This is a genomic window from Acrocarpospora sp. B8E8, from assembly GCF_039871605.1.
GTDB classification, from domain to species: Bacteria; Actinomycetota; Actinomycetes; order Streptosporangiales; family Streptosporangiaceae; genus Acrocarpospora; species Acrocarpospora macrocephala.
Map to the genome: position 1 here is coordinate 73,270 of NZ_JBDPLV010000029.1, position 17,673 is coordinate 90,942.

General features: G+C 65.9%; 17 protein-coding genes and 1 pseudogene. 4 read left to right on the top strand and 14 right to left on the bottom strand.

Annotated features, from left to right (window positions below):
• Positions 1-458: 458 nt before the first annotated feature.
• From ABGB08_RS26600 to ABGB08_RS26625, 6 genes are all read right to left on the bottom strand, one after another.
• Positions 459-680 carry a hypothetical protein gene (locus ABGB08_RS26600; protein ID WP_347594852.1) on the bottom strand — a complete coding sequence of 74 codons (222 nt, stop codon included), beginning with the start codon at positions 678-680 and terminating at the stop codon, positions 459-461.
• Between the two features lie 521 nt (positions 681-1,201).
• Positions 1,202-1,690 (bottom strand): hypothetical protein, encoded by a 489-nt coding sequence (locus ABGB08_RS26605; RefSeq protein WP_347594854.1) that lies wholly within the window; start codon positions 1,688-1,690, stop codon positions 1,202-1,204.
• Positions 1,691-1,731: 41 nt separating this feature from the next.
• Positions 1,732-1,911, bottom strand: coding sequence for a hypothetical protein (locus ABGB08_RS26610; protein WP_347594856.1), 180 nt, complete (start codon positions 1,909-1,911; stop codon positions 1,732-1,734).
• Between the two features lie 1,588 nt (positions 1,912-3,499).
• Positions 3,500-4,951, bottom strand: coding sequence for a hypothetical protein (locus ABGB08_RS26615; RefSeq protein ID WP_347594858.1), 1,452 nt, complete (start codon positions 4,949-4,951; stop codon positions 3,500-3,502).
• On the bottom strand, positions 4,951-5,520 hold the full coding sequence (locus ABGB08_RS26620; protein WP_347594860.1) for a hypothetical protein: 570 nt from the start codon (positions 5,518-5,520) through the stop codon (positions 4,951-4,953). The genes ABGB08_RS26615 and ABGB08_RS26620 overlap by 1 nt, the downstream gene beginning before the upstream one ends.
• 6 nt (positions 5,521-5,526) lie before the next feature.
• Complete coding sequence (locus ABGB08_RS26625) at positions 5,527-9,954, bottom strand: CHAT domain-containing protein (RefSeq protein ID WP_347594862.1); 4,428 nt, start codon at positions 9,952-9,954, stop codon at positions 5,527-5,529.
• Between the two features lie 597 nt (positions 9,955-10,551).
• On the opposite strand from ABGB08_RS26625, the gene ABGB08_RS26630 reads away from it, so the two are divergent.
• Entirely contained in the window at positions 10,552-10,791 is a 240-nt protein-coding gene (locus ABGB08_RS26630; protein ID WP_347594864.1) for a hypothetical protein, read from the top strand.
• Positions 10,792-10,835: 44 nt separating this feature from the next.
• On the opposite strand, the gene ABGB08_RS26635 is transcribed toward ABGB08_RS26630, so the two are convergent.
• From ABGB08_RS26635 to ABGB08_RS26670, 8 genes and pseudogenes are all read right to left on the bottom strand, one after another.
• Entirely contained in the window at positions 10,836-11,006 is a 171-nt protein-coding gene (locus tag ABGB08_RS26635; RefSeq protein ID WP_347594955.1) for an ATP-binding protein, read from the bottom strand.
• Between the two features lie 21 nt (positions 11,007-11,027).
• The gene (locus ABGB08_RS26640; protein WP_347594866.1) at positions 11,028-11,426 is read right to left on the bottom strand and encodes a DUF6262 family protein; all 399 of its coding nucleotides are present in this window, start codon (positions 11,424-11,426) and stop codon (positions 11,028-11,030) included.
• The gene (locus tag ABGB08_RS26645) at positions 11,416-11,877 is read right to left on the bottom strand and encodes a hypothetical protein (RefSeq protein ID WP_347594868.1); all 462 of its coding nucleotides are present in this window, start codon (positions 11,875-11,877) and stop codon (positions 11,416-11,418) included. The genes ABGB08_RS26640 and ABGB08_RS26645 overlap by 11 nt, the downstream gene beginning before the upstream one ends.
• Positions 11,878-12,084: 207 nt before the next feature.
• Entirely contained in the window at positions 12,085-13,971 is a 1,887-nt protein-coding gene (locus ABGB08_RS26650; protein ID WP_347594870.1) for a tyrosine-type recombinase/integrase, read from the bottom strand.
• Complete coding sequence (locus tag ABGB08_RS26655) at positions 13,968-14,585, bottom strand: tyrosine-type recombinase/integrase (RefSeq protein WP_347594957.1); 618 nt, start codon at positions 14,583-14,585, stop codon at positions 13,968-13,970. Before ABGB08_RS26655 ends, ABGB08_RS26650 begins: the two co-directional genes overlap by 4 nt.
• The gene (locus ABGB08_RS26660) at positions 14,552-14,725 is read right to left on the bottom strand and encodes an ATP-binding protein (RefSeq protein ID WP_347594959.1); all 174 of its coding nucleotides are present in this window, start codon (positions 14,723-14,725) and stop codon (positions 14,552-14,554) included. Before ABGB08_RS26660 ends, ABGB08_RS26655 begins: the two co-directional genes overlap by 34 nt.
• A 140-nt stretch (positions 14,726-14,865) precedes the next feature.
• Entirely contained in the window at positions 14,866-15,384 is a 519-nt protein-coding gene (locus tag ABGB08_RS26665; protein ID WP_347594961.1) for a tyrosine-type recombinase/integrase, read from the bottom strand.
• Positions 15,385-15,623: 239 nt separating this feature from the next.
• A pseudogene (locus tag ABGB08_RS26670) lies at positions 15,624-15,944 on the bottom strand (hypothetical protein); the annotation flags it as partial.
• Between the two features lie 20 nt (positions 15,945-15,964).
• Here ABGB08_RS26670 and ABGB08_RS26675 point away from each other — a divergent pair.
• From ABGB08_RS26675 to ABGB08_RS26685, 3 genes are all read left to right on the top strand, one after another.
• Positions 15,965-16,402: a site-specific integrase gene (locus ABGB08_RS26675; protein ID WP_347594872.1), complete on the top strand. Its 438-nt coding sequence runs from the start codon at positions 15,965-15,967 to the stop codon at positions 16,400-16,402.
• Positions 16,389-16,955 (top strand): tyrosine-type recombinase/integrase, encoded by a 567-nt coding sequence (locus ABGB08_RS26680; protein WP_347594963.1) that lies wholly within the window; start codon positions 16,389-16,391, stop codon positions 16,953-16,955. Before ABGB08_RS26675 ends, ABGB08_RS26680 begins: the two co-directional genes overlap by 14 nt.
• Positions 16,956-17,082: 127 nt before the next feature.
• Positions 17,083-17,658, top strand: coding sequence for a transposase (locus ABGB08_RS26685; protein ID WP_347594965.1), 576 nt, complete (start codon positions 17,083-17,085; stop codon positions 17,656-17,658).
• The last annotated feature ends 15 nt before the right edge of the window (positions 17,659-17,673 follow it).

Sequence of the window (17,673 nt, forward strand, 5' to 3'; positions counted from 1 at the left end):
CCAGCTCGTCGCGATCAACCTTCGGAAGTCTGACGTCCATCTTCCCGACCTCGCTGAGGGCGATCCCGAAGTCTGGAGCCAGCTTCGATCCGGGCAAGCCGCGCCCTTCGCGGGACGGGAGGGGACCGACACCGGCCGGAGCCGGGATGAGAGAGTCCTTAAGCACCGTGCCAGATGCGAGACGTACCCACGCCGCCTCCACTGACGATGTGATCAGAACCCCCGGTCACCGGATGCCTTGCAGGGAAGCGTTCAGACCATGCGTACTGGGCACTCATGGCGAAGAAGGTATCCCGTTTCGAGTGGCTGCTACATGTGCAGCACAAAGCTAGCGCCCTCGGCAAAACCTCTCGCCGCCGGCTCAACCGTGGCGGCGGCAGCGCCTTGTGCGCACTATCCTGCTCACCCGGCTGGGCCATGATCAGCGCACCCGCCGCTACGATTGCTTGATCTTGTGGCTAGCTGAACTCACCCCAGACCGGGATGAGCGCTCCCTGCTCCCACGGACCTGCGTCATCGTCCCTCGGGTAGAAGTCATTGGTGACGTATGCGACAAGATCCTTGCCGTACCTGATGATGTCGGTTCCCCAGATCGACAGCACTTGATTGCCGTACGTGCCATGTCCCGCTGGCAGGAATCGGTGCGCGTAGATCGGCGCGAGCTTAGGAGCGTCGGCCATTCTTCGTTCGGCGAGGCGTAGTGCTTCGATGTCGTCGCCGGGGCGGGGTCCCCAGGACCGTGGCCAATTGCCGTGCTGGATCGAGTACAGGACGCCCCGGACAGGCCACGCCAGTTGTGCGTGAAGCTCCTTCTCATCTCCATCACGCCAGTCCGGCCATGGTCGCTCCCACGTAGCGCACTCTTCTGGTTGGCCGGAGTTGATCGGTAGTCCCGCCGCGAGGAAGGCGCGATGGTCGTCGGCAAACTCGAAACCGTACGCCGTTTCGATCTGGCGAACTCGATGTCGGTCAATCCCGGGCGGATCTCACGTTCACCGGACAACGCCAGTTTGCGAGCGGCTTCCTGGCCCAGCCGTACAGCATCCAAATGGAGCATGCCGTTCACCGTATTCGGACCGGATCAGCCGACGTAAGGCAGACTGTGGTCAAGAATGTGAGACACACTATCTCCCGCGCGGAGCCACCGGCGAGCCAATGGCACACGCGAGCGAACCCCCGGTAGACCTCTCCAGTCGCAACACTAGGCGTCAGTGAGTCTCCGGCGGCTGCGCTGCCGCACACGCTTCTTGGCCGCTGGTGCTACCTTTTCGTTGGTTTCCTCAGATAGGGACTTGGCCGTCTCATTCAGCAGCTTGCCGACAGCCTGATGTGAGATACCCAGGAGGAATCCGATGTCGCGCTGCACATAGCCGCGCTTGCTGAGATCGGCCACCGTGCGGTATGTCCTACTGGCTGCCTCCGCGCGTGCCTGTTCGGCAGTGGCTCGTGCCTCCAGTGCCTCTTTCAGCTCGCTGGCGACGCCTTCATCAGACAGCACTACATCGAATATGACATTCAGATCTGCTTCGTCCACGTCCAACATGAGCGCCACCAGATCGCGGGCCATCTCTTCGGCCTGTTCTAGGCGCTTGACCTGTGTGTGATGCGGACGCTTCAGGCCCGGCCCGGATACGACCAGCCCCCACCAGTCCTCATCTCGGCTCGCAACGATGCGGTAGATGTCGTTCATCTGTCCTCCTCCTCTTGTGCGACCTCGCTCAGGATCTGCTCTCAGTCGCGGAGAATGCTCTTGGCTGTGTTCTCCCTGATCTCGGCGTGTCGAGGAATCGGCATCGCTTCGGCGCCTGCGAACCACTTTTCGTGACTCCCGCCTTGTTTCACGGTCACCTCGACGTTGTACTCCTTTGCGAGGCGTCTCATCTGCCGCTCAAGGTCCCGCTTCTTCATCACGAGTCTAGTCTACCTAAGTTGCCGGAACCAAGGCAACTTAGGTAGACTAATCGGCCAGCTGTGGTGTCAGGCGCCGCCATGTCGTCTTCGAAGCTCTGTGACGGGCTAACCATGCGGGCGGGAGGGAGTCGGCGCCTCGACGTCCGAACGAAGCCATCCCGCGTGGCCGCCGCGTCCGATGACTCCGCTCGTGTGCCGACCTGGCTGAATGCCGGAGTCGCGGCTACGCAGGTTGCGGCGGGGGGCTGGGCACAGTGTGGACGTCCTGTTGAGGATCTAAGCCAAGTGCATCGTCGGGCAGACGAAGTCGCTCGGCGGCGCATCTCCGAGGTCGAGCGATGACTGATCCCTTGGGATCGCATTGGGACCGGACAGCCGTAATCCGCCGGATCCGGCTGTGGATCACCGGATATGAGCAAAGCCCGTCGCCTGTGTTCACGCAGGTGACGGGCTCTTTGGTGAGTGCCCCCGGTAGGGCACTGCACAGATGGACAACGCCATGACGTGCGGTTTTCCCGCCAAGCCCTCGTGATCACGGACCAGTTCCATGTCGGGAACACCTCGTAGGGTTCACCAGAGATCTTCTGTTGTCCCTGGCATGGCCCCTGTTAGACACGATCAGTGGTCGAAGAACGGCGCGTCCCGGAACGGGCTGCCCCTCGCGTGTTCGGACGATCAAGCCCTGCTGTCCTGTTCCGGCGCTGGGATTTAACCTGTGACCTCTTCCGTGTCAGTGTAGTTCCGATCATGGTTTGACCTGGGGTTTCTCCAGGTGCCGCAGGCCGGGGCGGAATGTGGGGGTCGGTTGATGCCCGTTCGGAGCGGTTCGGGAATGTCGTTTGCTCCCGCCGGGAGCGCGTTTGGGCGGGAGCAATCGGGAGCACGGTCCCTACGTCTGCCCGGCTTGGCCTGAGTAGGTGGCGTTGAGTCGGCTGCTGTAGGCAGCGGAGGGGTGCTGCCTGGCCGACCCTGTGCTGGCCGTTGCTGCGCGTTCTTGTCCAGACATCGTCGCAAATCCCCAGTTGCTGGCTGGACACTGGTCCTAGATGGCAACGCGAATCGGGGACGCGGTACCCGGGCTAACCGGGTCCGCCTCCACATCCGGTGCGGGCCAGATCGGTGTGGGGATAAGCGCGAAGTGGGCAACCGGGCTGAGATTTTGCGAGCTTCGCAGTCGTCGGTCCGCATTGCGCATTTGATCATTCGCAATAGTGTTGGAGTCGCTGCGACGTCGCAGGCTCATCGCAACATGCAGCTTGACCTGCACGGATGAATTTTCGGCATGCGCAATGTCGCGACTCCTTCCGGCCCCGAGCCATGCGAACACCGATCATGCCTGCGACCTGCACGGATGAATTGTCGGCACCCGCAGTGTCCACTTCCGCGGGGGAAGGCCCCGGAGGTGGTCGACCTTGAGCAGGCACACGTTACCCGACGCACGGTCTTCGGTGCGCTGATCAACGAATACGCCCAGGTGGCATAGCAAAAGCGAATATTCGAGCCCGACAAGGTTCGCCACACGGCCGAACTTTCTGAACCGTTAGGGGCGACGTTGTGGTCGTCGGCGATGTTGCGTCACGAGCCGGCTTCAGTCAGGCGTGACCTCTCGCGCGGCATCAGCTGGCTGGGGCGAACCGTACGTGAGCTGGGACAGGCTGGACAGGTCGCCGCGGTATAGGAAGCCCATCACTGATTCCCAGATTTTCCTTTCGTCGGCAAGGTTGGCTGGCAGCGGGAGCCGGAGTTGTTCCAGGACACGCCAGCGGTGCATGTCGAAAACCGCCCGTAACTGCTCGGCATAGGCCAGGGCTGCCTGGCATGCGCCGAGGTACAGGCAGAGGGAGAGTGTCAGCACGCCGACCGCGAGTAGGGCCGCAGTCGCGGTCCGCCCTGTGATCGCCAGCCACAGCGGAGCGTGGGTGTAGTGGCCCAGCGCCAGCGCCGCAGCCAGGCAGGTAGCCAAGCCTGCAGCTGTAAGATACTGGCCGGTCCCCCGGCTTGTTCGCGCCAGGAGCACCGCTACCGCGAGGCCTGTGGCGGCGATGGTTAGCGCGGTTAATACCGAGTCGCCGGGCACCGGCGCGTACAGCCCCGCCCAGACCGCTCCGGTCATCCCGATAACAGTGATGTACACGACGGAAGTCAGCAGGATGTCGACGGCCGCCTTGGCGTCCTTCAGGGGAGCGGAGACCTCACCGGGCAGCAGCGGCTGCAGCCTGGACCAGGTCACTACTGGGTCTAGCCGGTACCGGGTCCGCGGGTACTGCTCGGCTGACCGCATGATGTTGCCAAGCCGGGTGCCGGCCACGGCTGCTGGGGGGGCCGCGAACAAGAGGAACAGGTCCTGCTGTACACGGGCACGCTGCTCCCGGGCGTGCTCCGCGGCGCTCTCGAGGGCCGCCTCGGCGGCCAGGGTGACGGTGGTGAAGCGCTCGATGTGGGCTGCAGCGGCAGCCGGTTCGGAGGCTATCGCGCCCGCCAGTCGGGTGAGCCGCGCGCTGATCTCCTCCAGCTCCGCCCAGACCGGGATCATCCCGGTGCTCCGCGATAGCAGCTCCTCTATTTCTGTGAGTTCGCGCTCGGCCTGCCCGGCGTCATACAGGTCCCCGGCCGCCTGCGGGCCGGGCTTCGGCAGTGTCCTGAGCTCGGCCGCGATCGCGATCTCCTGGCGCTCAAGAGCTTCGTCATCCGCGATCAACCGGGCGCGTCGGTGGTACTGCCGGGCCGTTTGCCATGCGGCAGGCCGGGTGGCCGCGAGGCCGCGAGGCCAGTCGCCCTGGAAGACCTGGTCGATTACCGGCCGAAGGCTGTTCAGCAGCAGGGAGAGTAGGGTGGCCGTGACCAGGAACCCCGATATGGCGACGGCCTGGATGAGGCCCGGCTCGCGGCCCCAGGAAGATGCCGCTGCGGCGATCCCGGGTCCTGCGGCGGCTGCTGTCAGGATGACGGCCGCGAGGAATGCCAGCGTTGGGAAGAACGTCGACAGCAGCGCCCGCCGATCGAAGTATCCCGTGACCTGCTTGAGGACAGCGGCGAACATCAGCCGTGGTCCTCGTCGCCGAGCAACTCCATCGGGCCATGGAAATATGACCGGCGGCACACCGGCGCTTCGGACTCGGCGGACCGCGGCATCCGGTACGTCGGCGGAACGCACTTGCGGCAGACGAACTCTAGGGCGGGAATCCGGGGCGGTCCCCAGCGCCGCCCGGAGATGCGAAGGTCAGCCAGGTCAATTGCGGCCCCGATGCTGTCTTTCGGCAGCGCGCCCACGGGTCGCGCCCCGTCGTCAACCAGGACCGCGCCGATCCCGCGGCCGGAGATAAGCCTGGCCAGAACCCTCACCTCCCGGGGGCTAAGCGTCTCCGGCTTATCCTGCACGACGACAAGCTCCGGGAGCCGCGCGGCCAGATCCGACAGCCCGGCGGGTGCGGTTGCCTCCAGTGCCATGAGGTCCGCGGCTGTTGCGAGGCTGAGCGGCCCGCAGGCATCGGTGATCACGCAGTACGCGGCGTCCGAGGACCGGAGCATGTCGAGTGCCTGGATCGCGCTGTGATGCGCGCTGGCCTCGATGATCCCGCTGAGATTCCCTGAGATGGAAAGTCCGCTCATCTAACCTCACTGCCAGTCGCCGACGAGGGTGAAAGGAGCCCAGAAATACGGGTGCGCGAAGGGCCGCCGCGAGTAGTCAGCGTTGCCCGCTCCTGTTGCCTTGAGTTCAAGCAGGGGCAGCTTTTCGAGTACCTCGCGGAGCAGGGACCTGGCGAGCGGGCCGGGAACCTGGCGCAGCGACTGTGCGGCGCTGCGGTAGCAGGCGATCGCCTCCGAGAGGTCGCCCGCCGCTATCTGCACGCCCGCACGCTCCAGCTCGATTGTCAGCTTTCCCACGGGCTCGGTGGCCGTAGCGAGGCGTTCATTGCATAGGCCGATAGCCTGCTCAGCGGTAAGGCTCATCAGGTACAGCTGAGCCCCAGCCAGCGCCCGTGCTAGGCGGGCGGGAGAGCCCGGCGCCGCTTCTCTCACCAGGCGGTAGAACTCGCGCATGAGGAAGCTCGTGGACAGGTCGCTTACGGGCCACAGGCTGACCAGGACGCTCGGCGCGCCGGCGTGCAGCAGCGCGCGGGTCAGGCCGATCAGCTCGTCGCCGGGGCGTAACTCGCTGACGCCGCTTTCGCAGGCGCTGAGGGTAACCAGGCCGGAGTCGATCCGCAGCCCCAGCAATTCCTCTACGGTGAGTTGCTCAAGGGCATCGGGCGCGGCAGGGCCCGCGGCCAGAAGCACGCCTGACTGGAACACGTCGGCGGCGTCGTACCGGCCGTGGCAGGCCAGGTGCACGACGTCCGGTGCGCCGGCGATTAGATCTCGCAGCCGCCGCCCGGTCGCGGCGCGGCCCACGTGCGCCTCCGCGCCGAACAGCTCCGCCACAGCACGCGCCTCGTCGCGGGCGTGCGGCAGGTCCCCGCGCGAGTCGCCGAGCACCGCAGCGGTGCCCCACAGCCGATGCCGAGCGGCTGCCCGGGCGTGGCAGGGAGGTAGCACGGATGCGCTCGGGGTATAGACGACAGGGTTACGGGCGATCAGCGGTTGGCCGTCGATCTCGACCGCATGCAACGGCACGTAATGCAGGAAGTCGTGCGGGACTATCCACAGTAGGTCACCGGGCTCGGAGTGCTCGGCTATCGGCGCTACGAACGGGCGGAAGAGCGACTGGAACTCGGCCTGGTCGAATACGGGGTGGACTCCGGGTTCGACACTAGTATCCGTGCCGAACGCAGACCGGGTGAAGCGCAGTACCTCCTCTCGTGGGAACACGATAAGCCGCGGGACCGGCCCCGGAATATCGACCCCCACCATGAACAGGGTGAGCAGGTCGCTGGTGAGGTAGTACTCGGCGAGCAGGATGCGGTTTCGGCGGCCGCCCGGCGAGCCGTCCGGTCTGCCTGCTGCCATCAGGAACTCCCGGATCTCGTCGTAGGTGAAGGCACTGCCCGCTACTGAGTCCCACGCCGTCTGGCGTTCCCGTTCCAGGTCCTGTTCCAGCCTCTTAAGGGAGCGACCCTCTCCGGTAAGCCTGGCCAAGATCTCAGCGGGGCTGGCGGCCGTGAGGTCTGCCTGGCGTTTTCGCGGTTGACGGCTACCGTCGAGATCTTCCAGCTGCCGGGCGATCTCCACGCGGTCGGGCACGTCAGGGTTCGCTAGTAGCCGCCGCAGCAGCCTGCGCCGGCTACGGCATCGCTCGACGGCCTCCGCCAGTTCTCTGACGGCAGGCGTATCCGTTCCGCGCATGCCCAGGTCGTCGACGAAGGCGCGGGCGCGTGACCGTTCCATGAGGTGGAAACGCTCGCTGAACTTGAAGGAGAGTACGGCAGACTGGAATGCGAGCTCATACAGCCTTGCAAGCTCGGCCTGCCAGCTGATTCTCAACTCCTGGTCGCGCAGCTTTCCGCGGACCGAGTCAGCCAGGTCTATGGCGGCCACCAGGTCGTCATAAGCGGCGGAATAGTTGCGCAGCCAGAAGTGGCACTGCCCCCGCGTCATGTGCCAGCCGTATGCCGTGCGGTACCGGGTGCCCGGCTGCATCGGGTACTGGTCAAGCAGGTCAAGGACGTCCTGGTAGCGCCGTTGGGACATGAGTGCCGTGGCGAGGTTCATCACGGAGACGAGGTGGTCTGGCGTGGCCGTGGCGCCCGGTGCTGAGCGGCCTGCATCCACGACTGGGACCAGGATGCGTTCGGCGTCCGCCCATTCCTTCCGCTTCAAGTGCAAGGTGGCCTGCAGATTCGCGAGTTCAACGACCTCGCCGGCCTCTTCGGCGGCAGGTGTGATCGCGTCGAGGACCTCCTTCGCCTTTTCCGTGTCCCCGGCATCACGCAGCAACGAGACCACATGAAAGCCGGGGCGCGGATCGGTGTAGCCAGCCGTGACGAACTCGGTCACCTCATTGATCGGCGCACCCAGCTCGCGGACTGCCCGGTCCGGATCGCCGGCCCGCGCGACTGCCTCGGCGTTGTAGATCATCAGGTCATGCACGATCTGGGTGGTGACCAGCTCTGACAGGCCCATATGGTCGGCGTCCCAGTTGATTGCTATCCCTCCGTTGCGCAGGACCTCCGTATCCTGCTTCTGCTGCACAGGTGGGGCACCGCCGGGCAGGTACCCCAGGGCGGGCAGCGCTGCCCAGACTGCGGCGATGTGGTCCAACGCGCTTTGAAGTTCGTACAGCCGCAGGTAGTTGTCGGCCAGGAGCAGGTCGATCCGTGCCGCGACGAGCGTGAACTCGTGCTTGACCGCGAGGGCGCGTGCCGACAGGCACAGGTCGATGTCGCTCTGGAACACGCCCGGCCTGTGTTCGAGCGCGGCCGCGGCCAGGTTTCGGAGCACCTCACTCAGCTCGGGTACCGCGCGCGTTACGAGCTGGTGAACCGCAGACCGGGGGAGCGCCAGCTCGTGATAGGTACCGCGAAGAAAGATGAGCCGTTCCACCAGCCAGACCAGGGTTTGTCGCGGCTCGCTCCGGGCCGCTGCCGGGGCCGCTAGGGTGGCTGCGGCCAGGTCTTCGAGAGCTGCGCGGGTGCGCTCGGGCGGCAGGTTCCGGTTCCACGCCTGCGCCGCCTCGTCCTCCCCGAAACTGACCGTAACGCGCGCCAGCCCGCGCCACATCAGTCCCCTCCAGTTTCGCGGCTGGGCAGCCAGCGCCTTGCTCAGCTCCGCCACCGCCTCAGCGGGCCGGCGGGCCTCGATTAGGCAGTGGCCGAGCACGACCCGTACATCGCAGTCGTCCGGATGGTGGCGGAGGAAGTCGTCAAGCAGTCTCGCTGCGCGGACAGCGTACGGTGTCTCGTGTCCCTCGCAGATGGCCTCCAGGTCAGCCAGGGCTTCCGCTACCTGGCCAGTGCGGAGATAGCCATCAGCCCGGCCGAGGTACACGGCCGAGGTTCTTAGGCCATTCGCGATGGCCCGGCTGTAATACTCGGCGGCCTCTTCGGCGCGCGGCGGCTGCTGGCTTATCAGCAGGTCTGCCAGCAGGCCCGACGCGCCCGCTGCAGTAGCCCGGTCCCCAGTCGCAATGAGGTGCCGGGCGACCTGCTCGGCCTCGGTGGCGCGGTTCAGCTCGCGAAGCATTGATACGCGCTTGATCATCGCGAAGTCCCGCAGGTCCGAGGCTGGCATGCTCCGGGCGTACTCGGCCACCGCGGCAGGCCCCGTGGGCAGATCACGCCGTGGTTGGGGCGACTCTGCCGCAGGCGCGTCGCGTGCCATAGCCTCCACGACCTCCAGGTCAGCCAGCGCCCCGGCATAGTCGCCAGCGCTGCCGCGCAGGTCAGCCCGGGTGAAGAAATCGGCGATCACGGCCTCAGAGGAGGTGGTCACCTTGTCCATCACCGCCAGCGCTTCGACGGGCTGCCTCGCCATCTGGTAGGCGTACGCCAGGCCGCGATAGAGCCCTACGCGGCTGGGGTCCAGCTCAAGGGCCTTTGCGAACGCCTTGATGGCGGCCTCGCCGTCGTCTTGTCGTAGGCGCGCCCAGCCAAGCATCCTCCAGGCGTCGGCGCGGTCGCTGGCGAGCACCACGGCGATGCCAGCCAGTGCCGATGAGACGTCGTACGCAGCATGCTGATAAGCCTCGGATGCCACCGTGAGCAGGACATCTGTGGTCTCGGTGAGGTCAGGGTCAGTGCCGCTGCCGTCGCGCCACGCTGCCGCCAGTGCGGGGAAGGTGCTGGCATAATGCAGGGCTGTCTGCCAGTCTGCCTCCTCAGCGTGCTGGTAGAAGAGCGCCCGGGCAAGCGCCAGTTCAAGCTCGGTAGAGCCCGCGCGGTGAGCCCGAGCCAGCCCGGCACTGAGAACCTTGAGCGCGTCTTCCGTGTAGAGGAAGCGGCTGAGGACGATGCTTAGCTCGACATAACCGGTGAGTGCTCCGGCGTCGCCGGCATCGAGCCGCGCGCTAACCTGTCGGTGGCCTTCCAGCAAGATGTCAAAGGCCTCGCGGTGGTTTCCTGCCTTGACCGCCTCCTGAGCTAGCAGCAGGTGCTCGCTGCCCGGCACGCCTTGCCCGGAGGCAGAATTCTGGCTCACTGCAAGTACCCCCACTGCACTTGCCTACGGCGAGTCCGTTGCCGTCACATGCAAGTGCTGCGAGACGAACGATGCCGCTGGCCGACTACCTGCTATCGCATAAGCAGTAGTATCCACGCAAAGCATCCATTCGTCGCCCAGCCTGCAGACAATAAGGCCTTTCCGTGCGTCCAGCAGAGCGGGAAGTGAAGCCTTTATGTAGCGGATGATCTTGTTGTCCGTAAGCTCGCCGTCGCTTGCCAGCGGAAGTCCGGTCAGAGTAGCTGCTGGCAGGCCTGGTAGCAGGCTGGCGGCTTCGCTAGGACGGGCGGGGTCGAAGCCCAACTCGCGATCATGCTGTGATTGGTTTTTCGCACGGGTTTTGCTGCCAGGCCTCAGCGACTTCTGCTGCCAGTTGGTGATCTTCGGGCGGGGTTTGTTGAACGAGTTACGTTGCCACTTCGAGGATCTGAAGCTGTGGTCTCGGGCGTCGGGCTGAGGGTTGGATCCGGGTTTTGAAATCGCCTGGCGTCTGTGGTGACGGTGTCTGATGGGTGTCTCGGTAGTCGGGCGGGCATCATGACCGCTATGGATTCTGATCTGCCGGTCGTGAACCTGAGGTTGTGGCGGGCTGATGCGGTGGTGTTGTTCGACTGGTTGATGACCACGGATTTGAACACGGTGCCCATCACGCATCCTGCGCAGAAGCAGGCGCTGGCCGATGTGCTGTCCAGGTTCGAGTGGGCTGCCGATGTCGATGTCACTGGATCGACTGCTGAGGAGATTACCGCTGCGCAGGAGGAGCTCGCCAAAGATATGGGCTGGTGAGCGCCCACTCGTTGATGCTGACGGTCTCGTCGTTGGTGTCGGGCTCAGGTAGCGTTGGAGTCCTGCTGAGCGCGGGTGCGGGCGAGCCGGTAGGAATCGGTGCCGGTCTCGATGATGGTGGCGTTGAACGTGAGCCGGTCGACGATCGCGGTGGTTATCTCGACCTCAACTGCGGGATTCTGCCACTGAGCAGGTGTTTTATGTCGTGGACGGATGTCTTCGACACGAGATGCTGCTCATTGCTGGTCGTGGACGGTGAGGCGAGCTGCGCGGAGCTGGCCGTGAGCATGGGCCAACGCATCGCGCAGGTGCTGATTCTCGGTGCGTAGCTGGCTTATCTGTTCGTGAGCAAGGGCGAGGCGACGACGCAGCGACTCGTCGCTGGCCCGGGTGGCGTTGCCCCGGCTGAGGTCGGCGTTGGTGCGGTGGCGCTGCAGTTGCTGGATCCGCTCACGCAGCTCGGGCTGGGTGTAGATCCATGAGCGAGAGACTCCGGCCCGGGTGGCGAGCGTGGTGACGGTCACGGGTTGTCCGGTGTCGGCCAGCTCGGTGAGCGTCTGCTGGGCTCGCTGCAGAGCCTGTTCGTGCCGCTGGCGCGCATGTTCGGCGAGGCGATGGACGTGCTCAACAGGCATAGGTGGTGCCTTTCTGGGTGCAGCCGCAGGAGGCCCCGCTGCCGCAGCACCCGTCTGATGTGGCGAGGCCGTCGATGATGGCGAGCAGGTTCCTCTCAACGGTGCGGTTCATCTCGGCCAGGCGTTGGTGGCCGTTGTGGTCGGCCTGGGCGATAAGGGCCTGGGTTTGCTCGAGCTGGCGGCGGTGCTGGGGCAGGAACTCGGCGGTGGTGACGAAGACCGGGCAGGTCAAGCAGGCGTTGGCGAATTCGCATTTCTGCTGCAGCGGTAGGGCGCAATAGCCGTTGGGCAGCGCCATCTTGGCTCGGGCGAGGTTGTTCTTCATCCAGATCGCCTCCGCCAAGGGGCCGGTGTCGGGGGCCAGATGTTCGCCGGCGATGTTGACCTTGCGGGCGCGTTCCCACTGCTCGCGGATGGTGGTGTCCGACAGCCGCGCGTAGTGCGCCGTCATAGCGTGCGAGTCGTGATCGAGCAGACGACGGACGGTTTCTTGCGGGACCTCGTTGTTGAAACTGGTAGAGAGCAATGTTCAAACCCTGCGAATGCCTCGGCTCGAAGTACGGACCGAAGTAGCTCCGGTCCTCGTTGATGCTTTTGGTCGTTGCTCTTGACGCATCATTCGGTCATCTAATGCAACCTCACTGGGTGCATCACCGTGTCACCTGATGCAGCTGGCGTGATGACGTCGCAGGTCACGCGCACTGTGCGGCCAGCTCTGGCCCACGCTCCGCTGATGGGCTGTGAGCTGCGGCGCAGGTAGCGCGTAGTCACGGATCTTGCCGAATGATGCCTTCGATGCAACTCCGCTCATTTTCAGCCGGGTGCCGAAGGTGTGGCGCCACTGGTGCGGTGAGACGTGGACCGGTTGGCCGAGCTCGTCGCGGATGTCGCTGACGCGCAACCAGGTGCGTAGTTCTCCGCGGAAGGTGGCGGCGCTGAAGGGCATCTTGCCCTCGGGGTTGCGGGTCGGCCGCGGTAGCAGATAGGTCGGGTCGTCGAACTCGGCGAGTACGGTCTGCTGTTGGGCGGCGATGGCCTGGGCCAGGTCGGTGTCGATGGGGACGAACGCGTCGCGGCGCATCTTGTGGTTGGTGTAGCGCAGGTAGGGCGCGCCCTGGCCGTCACGGACGATGCAGTCCAGGCGCAACCGGCTGCCATCGCCGACGCGTAGGCCGGTGCTCATCAAGATCCGTGCCAGCAGCCGGCCGCGGGGATCGGCAAAGCGGGTTAGGTTGTCGGGGTGCTCCAGCTGGGCCATCACCGCTTCGGACAGGGCGCGTGGCGGGCCTGCGACCAGGCGCGGATAATCCTCGGGGAACAGGTCGACCTGCGGCGCCAGGCGGGGCTCCCACTGGTGTTGACGGGCCACGCGTAGCAGTCCGGCGAGGCTGCTGAGCTGGCCGGTGCGGCTTTTCGGGTTGGGGAACCGCTCGGCCAGATGCGCCAGATGGACCTCGACCAGCTCCCGGGTCAGAGCCTCGGGCCCGCGCTGCAAGGCCGGGAAAGACTGCGCGAACAAGGTGATCGCGCGAATGTCGGCGCCGACGGTGGCGACGGCGATGCCGGTCGACAGCCGCCAGCGGGCCCAGCGCTTGGTCAGCTGCCGTAACCAGGTCGGCGCGATGCCGGTGAACCGGAACTGGGTGTCACGGCCGGGGAACCCGAGTCGGCGCAGCAACCAGACATCGCGCGGGTATTCGGCGTCCCAGCCGACGCCCTCGACCAGGTCGCGCAGGTAACCGATGGCATCCAGCAGGAAGCGTCGCTCGATGTAACCGCGCTCGCTGGAGAAGCCGAGATAGGTCATCCAGGATTCGGGGCTGCGCTCCAGCAGGGAGGTCACTCCGCCGCCGGGCAGCGCGCGCAGCAGCCGCCGGATCTGGTGTGGCCGGGTCTGGCTGCGCCGCTCGTCGACGCGGCATTGGATCGCGTAGGCGATCTCCAGTCTCATCAGCATCGGCAGGGGCCGCAGGTCGAATCGGTCCTGGCCGAACGTGGCGCAGCCCAACAGCCACGACTCGATCGGGGGACGGTCGGCGCGGATCCACCGATTGCGGTGGTGGACGCACAATCCCGCCTCGCCCTCGGCGGCGAGCTTGCAGTCGGGAAACCGGCAGTTGTCCCCGGCGGGGAGTAGTGGTCCGCCGCCGTCGGCGATCCAGCGTGCCAAGTCGGGCTGGCCTTGATGCTGCCAGCGGCTGGCGTGGGAGTGACACAGGCCGTGCTCGCGGCGGCTGCGGCGGCAGGTCTCGATCGAGCATTTCGGGGGCTGCTGCAGCCAGCGCCGGTTTGCCGGTGCCGTCTTTGCCCAGGCCTCGACGTCGTCGGGGCGGCCGTCGTCGATCCACCGCTGATGGTGGGCCGAGCACTTGCCGAACACCACGGCCAGCCGTTCGCAGACCGGCACCAGGCACCGCGATCCGCCGATCACCGGATCGTCGGGATCGACCAGGATTACCGGCTGCGCGAATCGTGGTCGCAGCCGGGCGGCAAGGCCGGTGCCGGGATCGGCGTCCCTGTCCGGGAGTGGTTGCGGGCGGCTCATGGTGTCGCTCCCGTCGCCGGGCCGTCCAGCAGCCCGGCCGCGGTCAGGGCGCGACGTGCGTCTTCGATGCCCAGGTGTGAGTAGGTGTCGACGGTGACGCTGATGCTGGAGTGACCAAGCAGGTGCTGCACGACTTCGGCGGTGACGCCGCGGCGCAACAACGCGGTGGCGTAGCTGTGCCGGAATAGGTGGGGCGAGAACGCGATGCCCGTGTGGGCCCGCAGGCGGCGCACCAGCCGGTCGACGCTGGCGTAACTCATCGGCGCTCCGACTGGAGAGCCCCAGAGATTGACGAACACGTAATCGCAGTCCAGCATCCCGTACTCCTCGTGCAGGTAATCGCTATAGAGGCGGAACAACTGGGCGTCGACCGGGACCTCCCGCGACCAGCTCTTCGCCCGCGCTCGATTCACGTTCGCGCGGGGCCGGACATCGACCAGCCGACGGCGAGCATCAAGGTCCTCATGCCGCAGGCCCAAGGCCTCGCCGATCCGCAGACCGGTGTCTTTCAACAAGCTCAGCAGGAACTTGTCGCGCAACCGGTCGCAGGACTCGATCAGGGTTGTCATCTCCGCTTGGGTCAGTTCGCGAGGCGGCCGTCGCTCCGCCCGCAGCGATCGCCCGGTGGCGTTCTGGTCTTGCTCCCAACGAACGACTCGTTGGAGGCGATCGCGACGCTCGCGGTCTCCTCCCGATCGGTCAAAACCTGGAACAGCAGCTCAGCACCGCGTTTGTCCAGTTCCAGATAGCCCAGCTCGTCGACCTATGCGGATATCCGCATAGATCGATCTATGCCGACACGGCGACTATGCCGAGGATCCCGTCAAGGTGACCTCCCTGATGGGGGCGGAGCTGGGCGTTCTCCCCGCATCGCCCGTTCCAGTCTCGGCATAGTCACAGGCTCTCCAAGAACGCCAGAATCTGATCTGTCGGCTGGTAACGGCCCAGGGCCGCGGTCGTGGGGGTGGTCAGGGCGAGAGCCTTCTCCTTGATGCTGATGTCGGCGTGGAGGTAGACCTCGGTGGAGCGGACGCCGGCGTGGCCGAGCCAGAGCGCGATGACGGCGGTGTCGACCCCCGCGCCGAGCAGGGACATCGCGCAGGTGTGCCGCAAGACGTGCGGGTGGAGTCGCTTGCCGAGTAGGGAGGGACAGCGCTGCGCGGCGGTTGCGGCGTGGGTGCTGACGCGGAGTGCGACGGCGTCGCGAGTGAGTCGTCGTCCGGAGCGGGTGGCGAACAACGCGTCGCCGGGCGATCCAGCCCGTTCGATGAGCCAGTCACGGAGGAGGTCTTGGACGGGGCCGGTGAGCGGGACAGCCCGCTGTTTTCGTCCTTTCCCCTCGCAGCGGACGTTCGCGCCGGTGCCGAGGGTGACATCACCACAGTTGAGGCCGGTGAGTTCGGAAACACGCAGACCGTCTGGATCGCCAGGAGCATGAGGACCCGGTCACGTCGTCCTTCCCAGCGGGATTGGTCGGGCGCGGCGAGTAGAGCGTTGATCTCGGGTGTGGTCAGGAATGTGACGATGCGCTTGTCGAAGCGTTTGGGTGGGATGGCCAGGACGCGTTGGATGAGCAGCGCATGTTCGGGATGTTGCAGCGCGGCATAGGAGAACAGGGAGCGGATCGCGGTCAGTCGGACGTTGCGAGTTCTGACGCTGTTGTTCCGGTCGTCTTCCAGGTGGTTCAGGAACGCCGAGACCATAGTGGCGTCCAGGTCGTCCCAATCGAGCTCGGATGGCGTCTTGCCGGTCCGCTCATGGGCGAACCCGAGGAGCAGCCGAGGGGCGTCGCGGTAGGCGGCGATGGTGCGGGGGCTGGCATGCCGTTGCTGGATGAGTCGGTCGGTGAAGAAGGCCTGGAGAGTGTTGGCGATCAAGGTCATGGCCGGATCTCCTGCCAGACGGTTTCCTGGCGCGCGGCGGCTAGGGCGAGAAGTTCGGGGTTGGCCGCCGATCGGATGAGCCACCCCCATCAGCCCCCGGGAGAACGCTCGTGACCCGTCTCGCCCCCATCCTGCAGAGCTTCTTCACCGACAAACTGATCACTCAAAAGCACGCCAGCCCGCACACGATCGCCGCCTATCGCGACGCCCTGCGCCTCCTGCTCACCTACGCCCAGTCCTCGACCGGCACGCCACCGTGGCGGCTGGACCTTCACCAACTCGACCATGAGCTGCTCACCGGGTTCCTCCGCTATCTGGAGATCGAACGGGGAAACAGCCCGCGCACCCGCAACGCCCGTCTCGCCACGATCCACTCGTTGTTTCGCTACGCCGCGCTACGCGCCCCCCGACGATTCGGCGACTATCCAGCGGGTACTGGCCATCGAGGGCAGCCGGACCGCCACCACCGTCATCTGCTGGCTGTCCGACATCGAAGCCGAGGCGATCCTTTCCGCCTGCGACCGCAGCACCTGGATCGGGCGGCGTGACCACGCTCTCCTGCTGGTCGCGCTGAGAACAGGACTGCGAGTGTCCGAACTGGCCCACCTGGCCTGTGGTGACGTCCACCTCGGCACCGGACCGTATCTTCGCTGCACTGGGAAAGGCCGCAAAGACCGTTGCACCCCGCTCGATGCACCCACCGTCGTGGTGCTCCGGCAGTGGCTCGCCGAACGCGCCGGCCAACCAGGCGATCCGGTGTTCTGCACCCGACAGGGTCGGCTCCTGTCTCGCGATGCAGTGCAGGCCCGGCTCGACAAGTACCACGTAATCGCCGTCGACCAGTGCCCGTCCCTGGCCGACAAGAACCTATCGCCCCACACGCTGCGACATTCGACGGCCATGCGCCTGCGACTCGCTGGCGTCGATCTCGCTGTCATCGCCCTGTGGCTCGGTCACGACGACATCAAATCCACCCAGAAGTACCTCCACGCCGATCTGGAGTTGAAGGAACGCGCCCTGGCCCGGACCTCCCCGCCGGATGTTCCCCCGGGCCGCTACAAACCACCCGACCAACTCCTCGCCTTCCCCGACAGCCTATGAACCGCGATTTATGCCGTCCGCAGGGGAGCCCGGAACCCCGCCGTCCAGCAGACCCACGCCAAGACTCGGCATAACAGCGGCATCGCCATAAGGCTCGGCCCCCACCTATAAGCGGCACATCTTCGGCCTGCATCCGCTGGTGGTGACCATCGCCAACACCGGCGAGGTCGTCGCGATCCTGCTCCGTGAGGGCAATGCCGGGTCCAACACCGCCGAGGACCATCGCACCGTGCTGAGACAGGCGATCGCGCAGATCCCGGCCCGCCACCGCAAGAACATCATCGTCCGGGTCGATGGCGCCGGGGCCACCAAGGAGTTGCTGACCTGGATCGGCGCCCAAGCCGCCGAACACGGCTACGACTGGCGCTACAGCGTCGGCTTCGACGTCACCGAGCCGGTCCGCGCCGCGATCGTCAAGGTGCCCGCCACCGCGTGGTCAGCCGCCCTCACCCCGGAAGGGAAGATCCGCAAAGGCGCGCACGTGGCCGACCTGACCGGCCTGCTGGCCCTGGCCGACGGCTGGTCGCGGCAGATGAAGGTCGTCGCCCGCTTCGAACCCCTGCACCCGCGCCACCGCAAACAGGCCAGCGCGATCGAGAAGAAGCGCGGCCAGCGCTTCCTAGCCGTCGCCCACAACCTGCCGGTCACCACCACCAGCGCCACGACGTCTTCCACCGCAACCACGCCGGCGTCGAATCGGTGATCAAGACGAAAAAGA